Here is a 19,052-nt window from a genome sequence, read left to right as displayed (position 1 = left end):
AGGATAAACCGCTTCATAATTTCACCTGCCAAGTGAGTTTTTAGGACAGGCGGATATTGCAATATTTTTACTGAAATTTCAATATGTTGATTTTAACTTTGCGTTGATTTTGTAGATGTTTTTTCACTGAACTAGGGCGGTACCCTGAAGAATCTGTTTTAAATCCTTTGCCCCTATCGCTTCCGCAAATTCCAAAACTTCATTGCTCATTTGAGAACCTTATTTTGCAAATTTGATTGTTCCCATGTTCCAGCATGGGAACCAAGCCGTGTAAAGTGTGGGCACGGCTGTGTTATGCCCACCAGCAACTCGAATTTCTCTCTGATATTCTCCAAACTTGCACGAATTTCCATCTTCTGTCTCCCTGCGGGAGGGGCATTCTTTTCTTTGCGTGCCCAAAGAAAAGAATCAAAAGAAAGGGCAGCCCGACCGCTGAGACGACCCCGTTCGGCGAGGTCCGGAACCGGCGGGGCGAAAACTCGCTGCGCTCGGACAGTTCGCCCCTTCGCTCCGGTTCCGCACCCCGCCGTCCGGCTCAGCGGTAAGGGCACCCACCGTCCCCGAACAATCCTCTTTGCACACAAAAGAACGCTGGGCGGGGCGAGCGGCTTCTGCTGTTTCGCTCGTCGGCCGAATTTTGATCGTTCCCACGCTCCAGCGTGGGAACGAAACCCTGGACGCTCCCGCGTCCAATTTCGTTCAACACCCTGGATGAATAGAAAAAAGGACTGATTATCCGAGATAATTCTGTGCGCATGAAGAGTGCTCATTGTTCTGGCTGAGGCTGTGGCATACGCTTTTTTCGTTCATTTCAGACGCAGGAGCGTCTCAATGCGTTCCCAACCTGTTGACCTAACAGTCTAAAAGACTAATCAGCTAAAAACCCCTACTTCAACCCCTTAGCCCCGTCCTTGAGCACTTCGGTCAAATCTGCCCCTTCCAGCTTGGCACCCGTGAGGTCGGCCTTGATCAGGTTGGCGCCCTTGAGCTTGGCTCCGCGCAAATCGGCTCCGCGCAGGTCGGCGCCGGGCAGGTTGGCATAGGTCAGCACCGCTTCGCGCAGATCGGCCTTCTGCAGGTCGGCGCGGCGCAAGTTGGCCATGCTCAGGTTGGCACCATGCAGATCGGCCCCGTCTAGTTTGGCGTTGATCAAATCCGTCCGCCCGAGATCGGCCCCGGCGAGCTTGCAGCCCGGACAATCCCGGGCCATGTATTCGATGGTGACGCCAGTGTCCTTGCCGGTGTTGTCGGTGTGCGGACGATCTTCGATCAGGGCTGGTGGCTTTGCCTGCCGCGTCGGGGCATCGGGGGCCAGGTCCGGGCTCTGGCCGTTTTGCTCGTCCCGGACCTGCCGCCGCAGGCTCTTTTTTTTCCGCTCGCCGGTAGCGGCAAGCCCCTTGCTGTCGCCGGATTCCTGCTCGGCCGTATAGTGGAGCACCCCGTTGGCGGTGGCCAGCCGCACCTTGTCCCGGTCGCCGACGTGATAAACCGTGAAGCAGCGCAGATCGCCATACCACCATTTGTTCATGCGGAAACAGAGTTCGTCCTTGTCACTGACATCCCAACTGCCCCTGTCTTTTTCGGTGCCGGTGCCCCTGCCGAACACCTTGCCCGAGGGATCGAAGTAGAGCCGCACGTCCTCGTCAAAGGCGTGGAGGTACAGGGTGTTGCCCTGAACCAACTGCAGCACGTCGCGGCCGGCCACCTGCTCAGCACCCTGTTCCCTGACCAGCGAAGCCACCGTGGCGGGCCCGCAGCCCCAAAGCAGGGCGCAGCACAAAAGTCCAGGGAAAAGCAATAATCGCATGGAGGGCCTCTTTGTATCTTTTTTTAACGATAACAAAAAGTTACTTGAAAAGCGCTGGGGCGGTACGGCGATGGGGGCGAGCCGTATACTACACCACCCATCGCTTTTTGCATCTCTGTTTTGCGGGAATGGTTCTTAAAGAAAAGGGTCAGGAGACCGCCGGTCCGGGACGGTCATCGAGGTCGTCGAAATCGGTGCGATCGTCGAGCCGGATGTGAAACCGTTCCTGGATGCGGGAGAGCGGCACCAGATCGGCCTGGCGGTCCGAAGGGGTGAGGAAGGAGAGGAGCTTGGTGCGGAGCACGGTGGGGTTCATCTCGCCCTGGATGGCGAGAATGCCCTCCATGATGATCTTCTGGAGGAGCAGTTCCTGGTTGGTGCGCTCGCGCAGGTTGGCGGCAAAGGGGATGAAGAAGAAATTGGCGAAGATCAGGCCGTAAAGGATGGAGGTCAGGGCCAGGGGCACGGTCTTGAGGATGATGCCGGTGTCGTCGATGCCCGCCAGCATCGGAATGAGTCCGGCCACCGAGCCGACGATGCCGAAGGCCGGGCAGAAGTCGGCGATGGTCCGCAGTACCCGCTCGCTGTCCTCGCGCCGCAGCTTGAAGAAATACATCTCGGTGTTGAGGATGTCGCGGATCTGCTGCGGCTCGTAGTTGTCCACCAGGCAGCCCAGCCCCCGGCGGAGAAAAAGGATCGAGGTCTGGTCCTCGTCCTTTTGCAGGGAAAGGATGCCCTCCATCCGGGATTTGATCGCTAGGTTGATGAGGATGTCGACAATCTCGGCCTCGGATTTCAAGCGACTGCCATAGGAGGACCGGACGACCCGCAGCACGATGCGCAGCCGCTCCAGCTGAAAACTGAGCAGGGCGGCGGTGGCGCTGCCGCCGGCCACGATCATCAGGCTGGCGATGTTGAAGTAGAAGCTCAGATTGCCCTTGAAGAGGAAACCGCCCAGAAAAAGGAGGCCGCAAAGGGTGAGGCCGATGAGGTTGCGTCGTTGCATGGCGGAAGGACCAGGTTATTGAAGATTGGTGGGCGTGGCCGCTTCGACCTGCGGCAATTCCTTGGACAGGACGATCTCCACCCGCCGGTTGGCCTTGCGGTTTTCCTCGCTGGTGTTGGGCTGGATCGGCCTGAACGAGCTGTAGCCGGACACGCTGAACTGGGTGGCCGGCAGCCCGGTTTCCTCGATGAGGAAGCGGGCCACCCGACCGGCCCGTGCCAGCGACAGTTCCCAGTTGGAGGGAAAACGGGAGGTCTTCACCGGCCGGTCGTCGGTATGGCCGATCACGTTGATCATGTAGGGCGTTTTTTTGATGATCCCGGAGAGTTTTTTCAGCGAATCGATGGCGCTGCGGGTCAGTTCCGTCTGGCCGGAGTCGAAGAGCAGGTCACCGGTGAGGATGATGCGCATGGTCTTGTCGGGAATCAGTTCCACCGAGGCGAACCGCTCCAGTTGTTCGCTCTCCAGGGCGTGCTTGGACAGGTCGTAGATCTTGGTGATCACCTCTTCCCGCTGTTGCAGGTCGGTGGGTGGCGTCGGTGCCGTGGGTGCGGCCGTTGCTTCGACAGGGGAGGGAGACGGCTGTGGCTGCTGTCGGCCGACTTCCGGAATCGGGTCCAGCGGCTCGGGGGGCGGAGGGACCTCCGTCGCCTGGTGGCGGATGAGGACGTCCGCACCCGGCAATGCATCCTTCGGCAGCGCGGTTTCCTGCAATTTGTCCCCGGTTTTGAGGGAGATGTCCTGGGAAATGGGGTGGAAGATCAGCGAGGATGCGGTCGAGCCGGCATTGACCGGGATGGTTTCGTCGGCGACCTTGTTCGGCGCGCCGTGGGCGCGGATTTCCTGGTGGGTGTGCAGATGGGCGAAGAGGGTGAGAAAGAGGATGAACATGGTCATCATCAGATCCGACCAGGCGATGGACCAGTGGACCGGCCGGGGCGGGGTCCGCGAGCGGTAGAAGGAATCCTCGATCACGAAGACCGGTTGGGAGGACTGCCGCCATTCCGGCAGGAGGGCCGGCGGCAGGGGTGCGGGCCCAGGGGGCGCCGGCACGGCCGTTTTCTGCGCTTCGTCCGGTACGGGGGCGGTGCGGGGTGTCTCTTCCATACTCGTCTTTCGGCTGCCTTGAACCGGAACAAAAGGGAATTGCACGGTTTTTTTGGACGTGACCGCCGTATTGTAGCAGACTGCCGAAAAAAAGCCAGCGTTTGCCGTGCCTCTTCTTCCCGCCCGGCCAAGCGCTTTTTCAAAAAAAATCCCCTGCCGTCCATAAAGACGGCAGGGGAACGGAGGCCTTGCTGGAAGAAGGGTGAATCCTACTTTTCTTCTTCCTGGAGGGATTTGACCAGCAGCGTGCCGGCCAGGCCCAGGAGTCCGATCTCCTTGACCTGATTTTTGGCGGTGAGCGACATCCGGGTCAGGAGGCCGCGACGCAACGAAACCGTGGGCATCTCCTGCGGCGCCGCCTTCATCAGCAGTTCCATGTCGCCCTTCTTGCTGCCGTAGTACATGCCGTTGGGGCCGATCTGGACCGCCTTGGAGGTCAGGCCCACCGCGCCTTTCTTCACATACTGCGCCACTTCCGACTTGGGATCGTCGAGATCGCCGAAGATGCGGGCTCGGGCCAGGCAGGTCTGCACGCAGGCCGGTTCCAGCCCCTCGGCCACGCGCGGCATGCAGTAGGTGCACTTGTCCACCTTGCCGAGGCTGCCGTCGTCCTTGAGATCTTCGTCGACATAGCGGGCGCCGTAGGGGCAGGCATCGCGGCAGGCGCCGCAGCCGATGCACCGTTCGCGGTCGACCTGCACGGTGCCGTTGAACGGATCCTTCCAGGTGGCGGCCACTTCCATGGTCACGGTCTTGCCAGTCTTCTTGTCCTTGAAGGTGACGCTGACCTTCTCCGCCGGGCAGACCGGCACGCAGGACGGGGTTTTGCAGTGGTTGCACAGGCCGGGATAGTAGGTGGCGGCCATGCCGGTGGAGGTGATGGCCGGGCCCAGGCGATGCACCCAGTTGCGGTTGTATTGAGCGGGCACTTCCCACTCGGCCTTGCAGGCGATGACGCAGGCATGGCAGCCCACGCACCTGTCGACATCGATGATCATGCCATATTGCATAGGGACTCTCCTTCAGAGGTAAATCGTGTCTGACGAATGCGGGATGCGGCCCACGGTCAGCTGACTTTCACGAATTTGACGAAGTTGTTGCGCATGCCGTGGGCGCCGGTTTCCGGATCGACCGCCAGTTTGGTGATCAGGCTCTGGTCGTCGATGCCCTTGTCGTGGCCGATGGTCAGTTCCGGGTTCATCGAACCGAAGCCGTGGTACATGTAGACGCAATCCTGGCGGATGCCCGGCGTGACCTTGACCGTGGTGGTGGTGCGCGACGTGACGCCGTCCTGGTTGACCAGGGACACGGTGTCCCCTTCCTTGAGACCGAGCCTGGCGGCCAGTTTGTCGTTGACCCACACCGGGTTGTCGCTGTTCTCCGCCATCAGCCAGGCGTTGTTCTGGCTGCGGTTGAAGGTGTGGACCGGCGACCGGCCGTAGAGCAGGCGGTAATAGCCCTCGGGGGGACGCTCCACCGGGATGTAGGTGGGAATGCCGGGATAACCGTGGTCTTCCATCTCCTCGTTGTGAAAATGCACGGTCAGATCCATCTCGCCGTACGGATTCTTGCCGGGTTGGATGTGGATGCCGTCCTCGGCCTTGATCTTGTCGATGGACAACTGGACACCGGCCAGCACCTTGTTGACGCCTTCCTCCTGGGTCTGAATCGGGATCTTGTCGCCGTAGCCCATGCGCTTGGCGATCTCGTTGGTGATGTAGACGCTGTCCTTGCGTTCGAAACCGGGCGCCACCAGGGGCATGCGCGGGGCGATGTACTGGCGGTGCTCCTCGGCGAGATCCCACTGGGTGCCGGTCTTGACCAGGTCGTAGCGTTCCAGGTACGAGCAGTCGGGCAGGAGGATGTCGGCATACATGGTGATGTCGGTGGGCATGACATCGACGCACATGACGAAGTCCATCTGCTCCAGCATCTTGATCGTCTTTTCCTGGTTGGGGATGGTCTGGATCGGGTTCTGGCCCCAGATGACGCAACCCTTGATCGGATACGGCTTGCCGGTGATGGCGGTGTCGCGGATCAGGTCGGTGGGGGTGCCGGGGGGCGAGTAGTGATAGAGATCGGCCATCTCCCGCAGGCTCTCGTCATGGCTCTCGCCCTTGGGCCAGGAATACTTGCCCAATCCTTTCGGGCCGATGGGCTGGACGAAGCCGCCCTTGACCCCGAAGGCGCCGAGCAGGCCGGTGAGACAGGCCAGGGCGCGCTGGCGTTGGAAATCGTTGCCGTTCCAGGACACGTGCCGGCCGGGATGGATGGAGACGTTGGGCATGTTGGCGGCCAGCAGCTCGGCCACTTCCTTGATCTGGGCGGCGGGCACGTCGCATTCCTGGGCGGCCTTCTCCAGGGTCCACTGCTTGATGCCCTCGGCCATCTTGTCGAAGCCTTCGCCGTATTCCTCGACGAAATCGACGTTGAACTTCTTGTTCTGGATCAAATAATTCATGATCGCCAGCAAAAAGGCGGTGTCGGTCCCGGGGCGGATCTGCACCCAGATGTGCGATTTGGCCGCGGAAGCCGAATAGCGGGGATCGACCACGACCAGCTTGGCACCGTTTTCAAGCCCCTTGAGATACTGCTTGACGTGGGAAACATGGATGTTCTCACCGAAATGGCAGCCGATGAGGAAGATGACCTTGGCGTTGGCCATGTCGACATTCTCGTTGGGCGCCAGTTCGATGGTGGCCAGGTAGGCGGTGTCGCGGATGCCGCGGCACTGGAAGAACGAGGCCTCGGAGACGTTGTGGGTGCCCATGGTTTTTTCGAAGAACCCCATGGGATAGGTGGCGGTGGAACCGTGTGGAAACATGGCGATGCCCTTGGCGCCGTGTTGGTCGACAATGGCCTTCAGCTTGCTGCCGCAGGTGTCGAGGGCTTCTTTCCAGGAGATGCGCTGCCATTTGGGCGCGCCGCGCTTGCCCACGTTCTTCAGCGGGTATTTGAGGCGGTCCGGATCGTAGAGCAGCTTGACGCCGGCATTGCCGCGGGCGCAGATGGACACGCCGTTGTCGATGGATTTCGGGTTGCCTTCGAGCTTGACCAGCCGGCCATCGCGGATCTTGCCGACCAGTTGGCACCGCCAGAAACACATCTCGCACACCCCGCCGACCGCGGTTTGGGTATCCTTGAAGCTCCCTGGAGTGACCAGGGGGGTTTTGACAACTCCTGATTCCGCTTTTGCCGTCACTTTGGACAGCGGCACGGAAGCAGCGGCAATCGAGGCGGCCTTGAGGAAGGTCCGCCTGGTAAGGTTCATTGCCATTTACTGTTCCTCCTTGGTGAAGAAATCGATTAACTGTATCGACACCCGATAAAACGGATGTCGAGCTTCCTGCATGCTTTTTTCCTGAAATCGGACAAACCACGGCCGAAAGAGGGTTTGGAGAAAACGTTCTTCGTCGTCAAACCTGGCTTCACCGGCCAATGCAGCCAAAAATTCGAGTTCAAATCGGATATGATCCGCGGGTTCGGTCTCGTCGGTCAGATCGAACCCCCGCTCACGGTAGAAAGCCCTGGTCCGCTCGGTGGTCCGGCCGTACAGGGTGCCGTCGCCGTCGAGATAGATCGAGGCATAGGGGGGAATCGTGGTCCCGGGTGCGGCGGTGATGAACAGCCCGGTATACGCGGTGCGCAGATCGTCGAGCGGGTCGGGGGTCCACTCCCGCCATGCCCGCACTGCCGCAAGCTCGGACGGCCAATCGAGGGAGGCGAGCAGCGATTCAAAGGCATCGAAAAACGGTTCGGTGCAAAAGGCGGGGTCGGGATAGCGCATGGTCAGCGCCAGAAAGGAATAGAGAGAGCTGAGGGTGGCGGCTTCGGTCGCTGAGGCGTCGTCCTGGTCGCGGGATAAGCTGTGCACGGACATGGAACAATGTGGGGCCGGCAAATCGGGACGGACGATCAACGCGACCTTGGCTGGTGGTCAGGGAAATTGGTTGGGGAGGCTCCGCCGCGAAAGGCAACTGCACGCGAAAAGCCGCTTTTTCGCGGCTGACCTGCTTGACTCTCTCATGCCTCAATCTGCACACTGTAGCATACAATTTTTTTTTGTACAAGATCGTACAAGATGCCTGTACTTCCTGCTAAAGATTTCATCGCGGGCGGCCGATACGACGAAAAGGGAGAGGTGCCTGCTCACGGATGAGGGTCGGCGCCGCGTGTATCCCGTCACCATCGTCAATGAGAACCAGGGAAGGGAATCATGAAGATCGCACAATCAGCCATTCAGCTCGCCAGTTCACGAACCGCCGTCGAATATTCCGAACGCCAGGAGTCGCTCACCGTGTGGCGGCCCGGCAGGGAATCCGTCCGTGCCGAACGCCGGGACGGCTCGGACGATACCCTCAAACAGCAGGCCGAGCAGCTCGCCCAGGAGGCGGCCAAGGTGTCGCTGTCCGAAGCGGCCAAGCAGCAGCGGACCGCCGTGGTGCCGGCATCGTCCGGAACCGATGGCACGGGCGACCCGGACGAAATGATGACCGACCTGAACCTGCGCATCCTCAGAGCCCTGTTCGAACGGCTCACCGGCCGGAAATTCAGGTTGACCGAGGCGCCGCCGGCAGGGCAGGCCAGCCAGGAACAGGTACCGGTCCGGGAGGAACAAATCGGCCAGCTTGCCCCGGGCTGGGGCGTGCAGTACGAACGCCATGAAACCTACCACGAATCCGAGACCACCAGTTTCACGGCCCAGGGGGTGGTGGTGACCGCCGACGGCCAGCAGATCGAGATCGGCATCGAGCTGACCATGAGCCGGAGCTTCACCTCGACGCTGGACGAGAGCTTCCGGATTGGTGAGGCGGCGCTCAAGGATCCGCTGGTGATCAATTTTGACGGCACCGCCGCCCAGCTGACCCAGGAAACCTTCAGCTTCGACATTGATGCCGACGGGGTCGACAACCAGATCGCCTTTGTCGGTCCCGGTTCCGGCTTTCTGGCCCTGGATGCCAACAATGACGGCGTGATCAACAACGGCAACGAGCTGTTCGGCGCCAAAAGCGGCGACGGGTTCGGCGAGTTGGCCGCCTACGACAGCGACGGCAACGGCTGGATCGACGAGAACGATGCCATCTTCTCCCGCCTGCGGATCTGGGTGAAAAATGCCGCGGGCGAGGACAAATTGCTGACCCTGGCCGAACAGGGAGTCGGCGCCATCTCTCTTGGCCGGGTTGAGACCCCGTTCAGCGTCAAGGACAGCGACAACGCGCTGCAAGGGCAGGTCAGGGCCACCGGCCTGTTTCTGTTCGAGAAAGGTGGCGCGGGTACCATGCAGCAACTGGATCTGGTCGCCTGAACCGGGTTCCGCTCCCCATAGACGGCCGAAGACCGCCCCAAACCGGGCGGCTTGTCCCTTGACGGGCCGACTTTTCGCTGTTATAAGCCTAAATTCACGAATATTTATCGATTTTTCCTCCGAGGCCACAGTGGCCCGGTCGGGACGATCGAAGGGCAACGGCCGGGCGCAGCGGCAAGGAGAACGGGCATGGAGATCCAGATCCCCACGGGAGTCAGGGGCAAGGAAGAACAGATGGTTACCGCTGAGACGACCGCCGCCCGCTACGGCAGCGGCTTGGTCGAGGTGTTCGCGACCCCGGCCATGGTCGCCCTGATGGAGAAGACCTGCCTCACCTCGGTGCTCCCCTATCTACCCGAAGGGTTCGGTACGGTAGGCATCAAGGTGGATATCACTCACAGCAAGGCCACGCCGGTCGGCAGGCGGGTCACCTGCGAGTCGACCCTGGTCGAGGTCGACCGCCGCCGGCTGGTGTTCGAGGTGGCGGCCCATGACGAAAAGGGCGAGATCGGCCGGGGCCGGCACGAGCGCTTCGTCATCGATACCAAAAAGTTCATGGAGAAAGTGTAGGACACGGAGCGGTTGTCCGTCTGCCCGGTTCTCGGGGAGCAGACACCCGCGCAGGCGCCGCGACGTGCGCCGTGCCCGTCTTGGCCGTTTCTAGCGGAATCTACTCTGTCTTGTAACGGTTGAGCACGCCGTAGAGCATGTCGGGCAGGTCGTTTTTCTGGCGGGAGCTGCGCTGGATCTGCTTGAGGCACTTGTCGAAGGTGAGCGGTTCGCCGAGGAAGATGTGCCGGAGCAGGAGCGAAATCAGCCGGGTGATGGTGGTCAGGTTGGCGATGCGGGCCTGGAGTTCGTGGTCGCGGTCAAAGGCGGTCGAGGCGAAGATTTCCACCGGCTTGCCGTTGACCTCGCTCACCGAAAGGTACCATTTGTTGCGATCGCGGTCGATGGTCCGGTAGCGTTTGCCGTCAAGCACCTCCGGCAGTTCGGCCTCGCTTTCGATGGTCCGCGGGATCGCCTCGGGGAAGATCGGTTCGTTCTGATAGCGCAGCCAGAGTTGCCGCACCGCCTCGGGTTGTTCCTGCACGGCGCGGGCAAGGGCTTCGCAGGAGGGGCACAGTTCCTCGGCTGCGCCGGCTGGGGTTTCGTGCTGGTTGCAGATCACACAGAAAGAGGGGGTATGCTCGGCATTCACGGTGCAACTCCAGGTGGTTGAGGATCGATTCGGGCGGGGCCGCCGCTCCTGCCGGCCCGACGCCATATCCGGACAATACACCGACGGCAGAAAAAGACAAGCAGGGATGTCGGCCCGATTTGCCCCTCCTGAAAAGCGGGCCGCGCCGTCCCGAAATCCCCTGAAAACCTCCACTCCTCTTCCGGGCAGGCGCCGGCCCGGCCGCCTTTTCCCTTGCACTCTCAAGCGGGATTGGTACAATCTTTCACTTTGCAAACAATCCGGCTTCCCGGCCATTTTTCTTTTGCCCGATCAGGAACAACCATGGATTACAGGGAAACACTGAACCTGCCGCAGACCAAATTCAAGATGAAGGCCAACCTCACCCAGCGCGAGCCCATGGTACTCAAGCGCTGGGACAAGGAAAACCTGTACGGGCAGATTCAGGAAGCAGCCGCCGGCCGGCCGCTGTTCGTGCTCCACGACGGCCCGCCCTATGCCAACGGCAACATCCATATCGGCCATGCCCTGAACAAGATTTTGAAGGACATCATTCTCCGCTCCAGGCGGATGGCTGGATTCAACGCCCCCTACATCCCCGGCTGGGACTGCCACGGCCTGCCCATCGAGCACAATGTCGACTTGGAGCTGGGCGAGAAAAAACAGACCATCTCCACCCTGGGCAAACGCTCCGCCTGCCGCAGGTACGCCGAGAAATGGATCAAGAGCCAGCGCGAGCAGTTCAAGCGGCTGGGGGTCCTCGGCGACTGGGACAATCCCTACCTGACCATGAACTACCCTTACGAGGCGACCATCGCCAGGGAGTTCAACACGTTTCTCCTTTCCGGTGCGGTGGTCCGCTCGAAGAAACCGGTCTACTGGTGCGCCACCTGCGGCACGGCCCTGGCCGAGGCCGAGGTCGACTACGCCGATCACACCTCGCCCTCGGTCTACGTCAAGTTTCCGGTGATCGACGATCTCGGTTCAGTGGCGCCGGAGTTGGCCGGCCGCACGGTGTCGGTGCTCATCTGGACCACCACCCCCTGGACCCTGCCGGCCAACCTAGCCATCGCCTTCCATCCCAACTTCGAGTACGCGGCGGTGGCCGTCGGCGACGAGACCTGGATTCTGGCCAAGGAACTGGTGGCTTCCTGCATGGAGCAGTTCGGCATCGAACAGTACAGTATCATCGCCACCTTCTCCGCCGCGGCCCTGGAGGGTAAGCGCTGCCGCCATCCCTTCATGGAGCGCGATTCCCTGATGGTGCTGGCCGATTACGTCACCGCCGATGCGGGCACCGGCTGCGTCCACACCGCTCCCGGCCATGGCGCCGACGACTACCTCACCGGCCTGCGTTATGGCCTCGACATCCTGTCGCCGGTGGATGACGCCGGCTGTTACACCGCCGAAGCCGGCCGCTATCAGGGCGAGCGGGTTCCCCAGGTCAACCGGCGGATCATCGCCGACATGGCCGCCGAGGGTTCCCTGGTCAAGGAATCGTCGATCCGGCATAGTTACCCCCACTGCTGGCGCTGCAAGGAGCCGGTGATGTACCGCGCCACGGCCCAGTGGTTTATCGCCATGGACAATCTCGACCTGCGCGCCAGGGCCCTGGCCGCGATCGGCGAGGTCGCCTGGACCCCGGCCTGGGGCCAGCAGCGGATTTACGGCATGGTCGAGGCCCGGCCCGACTGGTGCCTGTCGCGCCAGCGTTCCTGGGGCGTGCCGGTGACCGTGCTCACCTGCACCGCCTGCGGCGAGATTCTGAAGAATCAGGCGGTCTGCGACCGGATCGACGAGTTGTTCCTGAAGGAAGGGGCCGATGCCTGGTTCAAGCACGAGGCCGTTGATTTCATTCCCGAGGGCGTGGCCTGCAACTGCGGCGGCCGCGAGTTCGCCAAGGAGTCGGACATCCTCGACGTCTGGTTCGATTCCGGGGTGAGCCACGCGGCGGTGGTCGAAGCGCGGCCCGAACTGCGGGCGCCGGCGGACCTTTATCTTGAGGGCAGCGACCAACACCGCGGCTGGTTCCAGTCCGCCCTGCTCACCGCCGTAGGCACCAGGGGCAGCGCCCCTTACCGTGGCGTGCTCACCCACGGCTACGTGGTCGACGGCCAGGGCAAGAAGATGTCCAAATCGGTGGGCAACGTGGTGGCACCCCAGGAGGTGATCGACAAGTACGGCGCCGAGGTGCTGCGATTGTGGGTGGCCAGCGAAAACTACCAGGACGACGTCAAGGTTTCGGACGAAATCTTAAAGCACGTCTCCGACGCCTACCGCAAGATGCGCAACACCCTGCGTTTTCTCTTGAGCAACCTCTACGACTTCAACCCGGCCACGGACAGTGTCGCCTCGGCGGACCTTCAGGAGATCGACCGCTGGGCCCTGGCCCGGTTCGCCGAACTGAGCGAGCGCGTCGTCCGGTCGTACGAGCGCTACGAGTTCCACGCCGTCTACCACGGCCTGCACAATTTCTGCGGCACCACCATCTCCAGCCTCTACATGGACGTGCTCAAGGACCGGCTCTACTGCTCGCTGCCCAACGGTCCGGAGCGCCGCGCCGCGCAGACGGTCATCCACCGGATTCTCGACGGACTGTTGCGGCTGATGGCGCCGATTCTCTGCTTCACCGCCGCCGAGGCCTGGGAGCATCTGCACCAACTGGCGGAGGACGCCCCGCTGGCGCGTTCCATCTTCTTCGCCGATTTCGCCGGGACCGACGACATCGGGCAAGATGCGGTCTTTGACGAGCGCTGGAACCGTCTGCTCGCCCTGCGCGGCGCCATTACCAAGGTGCTGGAAGGGGCGCGCCAGGACAAGACCATCGGGCTGGCCCTCGATGCCGAGGTGGTTGTGCGGGCAAACGGCGAGTGGGCGGGATTTGTGGCCGACAGCCTGGAGCGTCTGCGCGAGCTGTGCATCGTCTCCGGCCTGCGTCTGGCGGGCGAGGCAGACGGCGACCTGACCTTTGTCGAGGCGGAAGGATTGGCCGGCATCGGGATTGCGGTCGGGTCGGCGCCCGGAGCCAAATGCGAGCGTTGCTGGACCATCTCGCCCACGGTCGGCGAGGATGCGGCACATCCGGCGCTCTGCGCCCGTTGCGCTGCCGTGGTCCATCAATTGGCGGGCTGAGGCCGGGCCAATGGTGTTCTTTTTTGCCATCATTCTGGCGGTGGTGGGTATCGATCAGGCGAGCAAGGCCTGGATTCTACTCCATTTTGCCCTGTATGAGAGCAGGGAGGTCATTCCCGGCCTGTTCAACCTGACCCACCTGACCAACAACGGCGCCGCTTTCGGCATGCTCGCCGGCCAGCCGGCGGTGTGGCGGCAGGTTTTCTTCATTGCCGCCGCCTCCGTCGCCCTGGTGTTCATCTGGATAGCCCAGCGCAGCTTCGGTCGGCGCAGCCGGGTGTATGCCGCGGCCCTGGCCCTGATCGCGGGCGGGGCCATCGGCAACCTGATCGACCGGATCCGGTGGGGATTCGTGGTCGATTTTCTGGATTTTTACCTCGGCCAGTCGCACTGGCCGGCCTTCAACGTCGCCGACTCCGCGATCACCGTCGGCGTCACTCTGTTCATCGTGTACAATCTTGTGTTCGACCGGCAGTGAGCCGGCGAACAGACCATAATTGATCGTTTCGTATTTCCATGAAAAAGACAGCCATTCTCTTTCCGGGACAGGGGTCCCAATATATCGGCATGGGGCAGGCCTTCGTCGAGCGGGATCCGGAGGCCGTGGCCCTGATGGCTCTGGCCGAGCGCATCTCCGGTTTTCCGATCCGCAGCCTGTGCTTTCAGGGGCCTCTGGAGGACCTCACCCGGGTGCTCTATCTCCAGCCGGCCCTCACCGCGATCAACCTGATCTGCTGGCAGCAGTTGCTCAAAATGCTGCCCGGCTTCACGCCCGCCTTTTTCGCCGGCCACAGCCTCGGCGAGTATTCCGCCCTCCATGGGGCCGGGGTGCTTTCCCTGGAGGATACCCTGGCCCTGGTCACCAGGCGCGGCCAGTTGATGGAGCGGGAAGGGGCGGCGCATCCCGGCGGCATGCGCGCCGTGGTCGGCCTGGGCATCGACCGGGTCGAGGCGATCCTGGCCGGGTATGGCGGCCCCGGCGTGGCGGTGGTGGCCAACCACAATACCGCCTCCCAGATCGTCCTTTCGGGCGACGTCACCGGGCTCGATGCCGTGGGCGCGATCTGTGCGGCCCAGGGGGGCAAGGTCATCCCGCTCAACGTCAGCGTCGCCAACCACAGCCCGCTGGTGGCCGGCGCGGTGGACGATTTTGCCGCCTACATGGCGAACGTCGCCTTCCAGCCGCCCGAGGTGCCGGTGCTGTTCAACGTCACCGGTCAGGAGGAGCGCGATCCCGGCCGGATGAAGGCGATCATGGCCAAACAGATCGCCTCCCGGGTCCGCTGGCTGCCGATCGTCGAGCGGATGATCGCCGAGGGCGTCGAGGTGATGGTCGAGTTGGGTCCCAAGAACGTCCTCACCGGGATGATGCGGAAAATAGTGCCGAAAGACGCCGCCATCAGCTGCGTCCAGGCCGACACCCCCGAGGGGCTGGCCAGGGTGGCCGAGATGGTGGCCGGCTGATAACCGCCCGGACCACCATGGTTTCCTTCTTGCTTGACAAGCGAGGGTATGTCGGGTATGTATCCCAATTTTCCGTGCAGAGAGCCGGCAGGGCGGCCCGCCGAGGCTGCTGAACGGTCATCCGCCACGCCATTATCCCGTGTAGAGCCATGTTTGAGAATCTAACCGACCGTCTCGAAAGCGCGTTCAAGAAACTGCGCGGCCACGGCAGGCTGACTGAAGAGAACATTCAGGAGGCCATGGGCGAGGTGCGCACGGCGCTGCTCGAGGCGGATGTCAATTTCGGCGTTGTCAGGGAATTCATCGCCGCGGTCACGGCCAAGGCCATCGGCAAGGAAGTGCTGACCAGCCTTTCGCCCGGCCAGCAGGTGGTCAAGGTGGTGCACGACCACCTGGTCGAACTGCTCGGCAGCGAGGCCCAGCCGCTCAAGCTCGATGGCCAGCAGCCGGTGACCATTATGCTCGCCGGTCTCCAGGGCTCGGGCAAGACCACCACCGCCGCCAAGCTGGCGCGGCAGCTCAAGGAAAAAGGCCGCGCGCCCTTGCTGGTTCCGGCCGACGTCTACCGGCCCGCGGCCATCGAGCAGTTGCATGTCCTGGGCGGCCAGGTCGGCGTGCCGGTTTTCGGGTCCACCACCGAGCAGAAGCCGGTGGATATCGCCCGCCAGGCCTTTGTCGAGGCCAGCGCCGGCCCTTACGACACGGTGATCATCGACACCGCCGGCCGGCTCCACGTCGACGATGCCCTCATGGCCGAGTTGCGCGAGATCAGCCGGGTGGTGCCACTGTCTGAGGTGCTGTTCGTCGCCGATGCCATGACCGGCCAGGACGCGGTCACCGTGGCCGAAAAGTTCAACAGCGAACTCGAGATCACCGGCGTCATCCTCACCAAGATGGAGGGCGATGCCCGCGGCGGCGCGGCCCTGTCGGTGAAGAAGGTCACCGGCAAGCCGATCAAGTTCGTCGGCGTCGGCGAGTCGGTCGAGGCCCTAGAGGTCTTCCATCCCGACCGCGCCGCCTCCCGCATCCTCGGCATGGGCGACGTTCTGTCGCTGATCGAGAAGGCGGAGGCGGTTGTCGACCAGAAGAACGCCGAGCAACTGGCCCGCAAGATCCAGAAGAATGCCTTCACCCTGGAGGATTTCCTCGATCAGATCCAGCAGATCAAGAAAATGGGCAGCCTGGAGCAGATCATGGGCATGATCCCGGGGATCAACAAGCTCAAGCAGATCAAGGACGCGCCCAAGCCCGACCAGAAAGAACTGATCAAGACCGAGGCCATCATCCGCTCCATGACCCTGAAGGAGCGCCGCAACCACAGAATCATCGACGCCAGCCGGCGGCTGCGGATCGCCAAGGGGTCGGGGACGGCGGTGGCCGACGTGAACCGGGTGCTGAAAAGTTACGCCATGATGCTGAAAATGATGAAAAACATGAAAGGCAAGGGCATCATGGGCGGCGGCAAGCGCCGCAAGCTCCCCAAGGGGCTCATGCGGTAATACATACTCTTTATACGTCTTCAAAACGTCCGGCGGTCCGTGCCGCCGGGACGATATCCACCGGAGGATACCATGGCAGTTCGTATTCGTTTGACCAGAAAGGGCAGGAAGAAACAACCGTTTTACCGCATCGTCGTCGCCGACAGCGAGGCGCCGCGCGACGGCAAGTTCCTCGACATCGTCGGCACCTACGACCCGATGCAGAACCCGGCTGCCATCACCATCGACAATGAGAAGCTGGCCGACTGGATGAAGAAGGGCGCCAAGCCGACGGAAACCGTGGAGAGCCTGATCCGAAAGGTCGGCACCGGTGCGGCTGCCGCAGCATAAATGAAGGAACTGATGGCGTTTATCGCCGGTCGGCTGGTGGAGCATCCCGATCGGATCGAGGTGAACCTGCAGGAAGAGGGCGACACCGTCACCGTCGAATTGCGGGTGGCCCAGGAGGACCTGGGCAAGGTGATCGGCAAACAGGGGCGGACCGCCAGGGCGATGCGGGCGGTGCTGGCCGCCTCCATGGCCGGGGACGGCAAGCGCGCCCGGCTGGAAATCGTCGAGTAGCGGCCGTGCCGACCGGCGGGCGGAGTGGCGCGTTCATCCTGCTCGGCACGGTGGTCAGGCCGCACGGGATCCGGGGCGAATTGAAGATTCGTCCGCATACGGAGCAGCCGGCCAATCTCTGCCGGTACCGGCGAATGTATCTTGCCGCCGATGCGGACGGCGAGGTCATCGAATGTACGGATGTCCGGGCCCGGGTCAGCGGGCGACTGATCATCCTCAAGGTACCCGGATGCACGGACCGCAACCGGGCCGAGCAACTGGTGGGCTGGCATCTGTGGCTGGCGGCCTCGGACCTGCCGCCGGCCGGGCCCGACGAAGTGTATCTGCATACCCTGATGAACAAACGGGCCCGAACCGTGGACGGCCGGGTGCTCGGCACCATCAGGGAACTGCTCGGCGGCGGCCAGGAGCGGCTGGTCATCCGGGAGGGCGAGAATGAATACCTTGTGCCGGCGGTGCGGGCCTTCATTGCCGCCGTTGATGACGACGAGGTCGTGCTCGACCTGCCGCCCGGTCTGCTGGAAATGAACCGCTGAAGACGGGCGGACGGTTTGTGCTTTTTTCGATCCTGACCATTTTTCCCGATTTCTTTTCCTCCCCCCTGCAGGAAGGGATCGTGCGCCGGGCCCTGGGCGAGGGGAAGATTGAGGTCGGCATCCACAATATCCGGGATTACGCCCTGGACAGGCATCGCATGACCGACGACCGCCCCTTTGGCGGCGGCGAAGGCATGGTGATGAAACCGGAACCGCTGGCCGCCTGTGTGCGGGCGGCCGTTCGGCCCGACTGCTCCCGCCGGGTGATCCTGTTGTCACCCAAGGGCGAGCGGTTCAGCCAGGCGCAGGCGGAGCGGCTGGCGGGATACGAGCAGTTGCTTCTGATCTGTGGCCGCTACGAGGGCGTGGACGAGCGTTTCCGGGAGCGGTACGTCGATGAGGAGCTGTCCATCGGCGACTATATCCTGACCGGCGGCGAACTGGCCGCCCTGGTGGTGATCGACGCGGTCTGCCGCCTGCTGCCCGGCGTGCTCGGCTGCGAGGATTCGGCCGCCAACGACAGCTTCAGTCGCGGCCTGCTCAAGCATGCGCAGTACACGCGGCCGCGGGTGTTCGAGGAAATGGCGGTGCCCGAGGTGCTGCTCTCCGGCGATCATGCCGCCATCGATCGCCACCGGCTGGTCGAATCGGTCCGGCTGACCCTGGCGCGGCGGCCGGAATTGCTGGCTTCGGTGCGGTTTTCGCCGGTAGAAGAAAAAATATTGCGGCGCGAAGGGCTTTACGACCGGATAGAAGCCGTTGTCAAAGCGGAGCGGGTGCAGGGCGATGCGGGTTGATGTGGCGTTGGTGCACTATCCGGTGGTCAACCGTCATGGCGATACCATCGGCTCGGCGGTGACCAACCTCGACCTGCACGACATTGCCCGCGCCGGCAAAACCTACGGGGCCGGCACCTACTGGGTGATCACCCCGTTTGCGGAACAGCGGGAGTTGGCCGCACAGATCGTCGGCCACTGGACCCGGGGCTACGGCGGCAGCGTCAATCCGGACCGGGGCGATGCCCTGGCGCTCGTCACCGTGTGCGCCAGTTACGCCGAGGTCCTGGCCGGGGCCACGGAGAAATTCGGCGAGCGGCCGCTGGTGCTCGCCACCTGCGCCAAGGAGCAGGCCAACACCTTGGGATATGCCGAGGTGCGGGGCAGAATTCGCCGGGGAACGCCGGTGCTGCTGCTGTTCGGCACCGCCTGGGGCCTGAGCCCCGAGTTGCTCGCAACGGTGGATGGCGTGCTGCCGCCCTTGCGTGGCGCCACCGGCTTCAACCATCTGGCGGTCCGGTCGGCGGCGGCGATCATCCTCGATCGGCTGCTCGGCGAGCACGATGACGAATTGATGTAGACGATGACAACCTCGCACGTACGGTGCGGTAAGCGATAAGCAACAAGCAGGACACGGGGTGTGTGGAGGCATCCTTCGGCGGGCGCGACGTGTGCGTCC

At 62.6% G+C, this 19,052-nt stretch carries 18 protein-coding genes; 11 read left to right on the top strand and 7 right to left on the bottom strand.

Going from position 1 to position 19,052, the window contains the following annotated elements:
- Nucleotides 1-886: 886 nt before the first annotated feature.
- From Q362_RS24255 to Q362_RS22245, 6 genes are all read right to left on the bottom strand, one after another.
- On the bottom strand, nucleotides 887-1,807 hold the full coding sequence (locus Q362_RS24255; RefSeq protein ID WP_211248475.1) for a pentapeptide repeat-containing protein: 921 nt from the start codon (nucleotides 1,805-1,807) through the stop codon (nucleotides 887-889).
- A gap of 148 nt (nucleotides 1,808-1,955) precedes the next feature.
- Nucleotides 1,956-2,813 (bottom strand): motility protein A, encoded by an 858-nt coding sequence (locus Q362_RS0109660; protein ID WP_028318524.1) that lies wholly within the window; start codon nucleotides 2,811-2,813, stop codon nucleotides 1,956-1,958.
- 15 nt (nucleotides 2,814-2,828) lie between these two features.
- Nucleotides 2,829-3,920, bottom strand: coding sequence for an OmpA/MotB family protein (locus tag Q362_RS22250; RefSeq protein ID WP_051554020.1), 1,092 nt, complete (start codon nucleotides 3,918-3,920; stop codon nucleotides 2,829-2,831).
- A gap of 209 nt (nucleotides 3,921-4,129) precedes the next feature.
- Nucleotides 4,130-4,930, bottom strand: a complete 801-nt coding sequence (locus Q362_RS0109650) for a 4Fe-4S dicluster domain-containing protein (RefSeq protein WP_028318523.1) — start codon at nucleotides 4,928-4,930, stop codon at nucleotides 4,130-4,132.
- 56 nt (nucleotides 4,931-4,986) lie between these two features.
- Entirely contained in the window at nucleotides 4,987-7,197 is a 2,211-nt protein-coding gene (locus tag Q362_RS0109645) for a molybdopterin-containing oxidoreductase family protein (RefSeq protein WP_028318522.1), read from the bottom strand.
- Nucleotides 7,198-7,794 carry a TorD/DmsD family molecular chaperone gene (locus Q362_RS22245; RefSeq protein WP_169737399.1) on the bottom strand — a complete coding sequence of 199 codons (597 nt, stop codon included), beginning with the start codon at nucleotides 7,792-7,794 and terminating at the stop codon, nucleotides 7,198-7,200. It abuts the gene before it with no gap.
- A gap of 342 nt (nucleotides 7,795-8,136) precedes the next feature.
- Between Q362_RS22245 and Q362_RS0109630 the strand changes: the two genes are divergently transcribed.
- Entirely contained in the window at nucleotides 8,137-9,225 is a 1,089-nt protein-coding gene (locus Q362_RS0109630; protein WP_028318520.1) for a hypothetical protein, read from the top strand.
- Nucleotides 9,226-9,414: 189 nt separating this feature from the next.
- Nucleotides 9,415-9,795, top strand: a complete 381-nt coding sequence (locus Q362_RS0109625; RefSeq protein WP_028318519.1) for a thioesterase family protein — start codon at nucleotides 9,415-9,417, stop codon at nucleotides 9,793-9,795.
- A gap of 100 nt (nucleotides 9,796-9,895) precedes the next feature.
- Here Q362_RS0109625 and Q362_RS20015 read toward each other — a convergent pair whose 3' ends face one another.
- Complete coding sequence (locus Q362_RS20015) at nucleotides 9,896-10,426, bottom strand: TSCPD domain-containing protein (RefSeq protein WP_245590192.1); 531 nt, start codon at nucleotides 10,424-10,426, stop codon at nucleotides 9,896-9,898.
- A 303-nt stretch (nucleotides 10,427-10,729) separates the two neighbouring features.
- Here Q362_RS20015 and ileS point away from each other — a divergent pair, with 303 nt between their 5' ends.
- The 9 genes from ileS to Q362_RS0109575 all read left to right on the top strand — a co-directional run bounded on the left by ileS (nucleotide 10,730) and on the right by Q362_RS0109575 (nucleotide 18,953).
- A complete protein-coding gene (gene ileS / locus Q362_RS0109615) occupies nucleotides 10,730-13,537 on the top strand; it encodes an isoleucine--tRNA ligase (protein ID WP_028318518.1) in 2,808 nt (935 codons plus the stop codon).
- Nucleotides 13,538-13,547: 10 nt separating this feature from the next.
- Nucleotides 13,548-14,015 (top strand): signal peptidase II, encoded by a 468-nt coding sequence (lspA, locus tag Q362_RS0109610; RefSeq protein WP_028318517.1) that lies wholly within the window; start codon nucleotides 13,548-13,550, stop codon nucleotides 14,013-14,015.
- A 38-nt stretch (nucleotides 14,016-14,053) separates the two neighbouring features.
- Complete coding sequence (locus Q362_RS0109605; RefSeq protein WP_028318516.1) at nucleotides 14,054-15,001, top strand: ACP S-malonyltransferase; 948 nt, start codon at nucleotides 14,054-14,056, stop codon at nucleotides 14,999-15,001.
- A gap of 149 nt (nucleotides 15,002-15,150) precedes the next feature.
- Complete coding sequence (ffh, locus tag Q362_RS0109600; protein ID WP_028318515.1) at nucleotides 15,151-16,500, top strand: signal recognition particle protein; 1,350 nt, start codon at nucleotides 15,151-15,153, stop codon at nucleotides 16,498-16,500.
- Nucleotides 16,501-16,572: 72 nt separating this feature from the next.
- Entirely contained in the window at nucleotides 16,573-16,830 is a 258-nt protein-coding gene (rpsP, locus tag Q362_RS0109595) for a 30S ribosomal protein S16 (RefSeq protein WP_028318514.1), read from the top strand.
- Complete coding sequence (locus tag Q362_RS0109590) at nucleotides 16,831-17,061, top strand: KH domain-containing protein (RefSeq protein ID WP_028318513.1); 231 nt, start codon at nucleotides 16,831-16,833, stop codon at nucleotides 17,059-17,061.
- 5 nt (nucleotides 17,062-17,066) lie between these two features.
- Nucleotides 17,067-17,597 (top strand): ribosome maturation factor RimM, encoded by a 531-nt coding sequence (gene rimM, locus Q362_RS0109585; protein ID WP_028318512.1) that lies wholly within the window; start codon nucleotides 17,067-17,069, stop codon nucleotides 17,595-17,597.
- Between the two features lie 17 nt (nucleotides 17,598-17,614).
- Nucleotides 17,615-18,394 carry a tRNA (guanosine(37)-N1)-methyltransferase TrmD gene (trmD, locus tag Q362_RS0109580; RefSeq protein ID WP_028318511.1) on the top strand — a complete coding sequence of 260 codons (780 nt, stop codon included), beginning with the start codon at nucleotides 17,615-17,617 and terminating at the stop codon, nucleotides 18,392-18,394.
- On the top strand, nucleotides 18,384-18,953 hold the full coding sequence (locus tag Q362_RS0109575) for an RNA methyltransferase (RefSeq protein ID WP_028318510.1): 570 nt from the start codon (nucleotides 18,384-18,386) through the stop codon (nucleotides 18,951-18,953). Before trmD ends, Q362_RS0109575 begins: the two co-directional genes overlap by 11 nt.
- Nucleotides 18,954-19,052 lie beyond the last annotated feature (99 nt).

It is taken from the genome of Desulfobulbus elongatus DSM 2908, assembly GCF_000621145.1.
GTDB lineage: Bacteria > Desulfobacterota > Desulfobulbia > Desulfobulbales > Desulfobulbaceae > Desulfobulbus > Desulfobulbus elongatus.
This window is presented reverse-complemented; position numbering and strand designations above follow the sequence as displayed.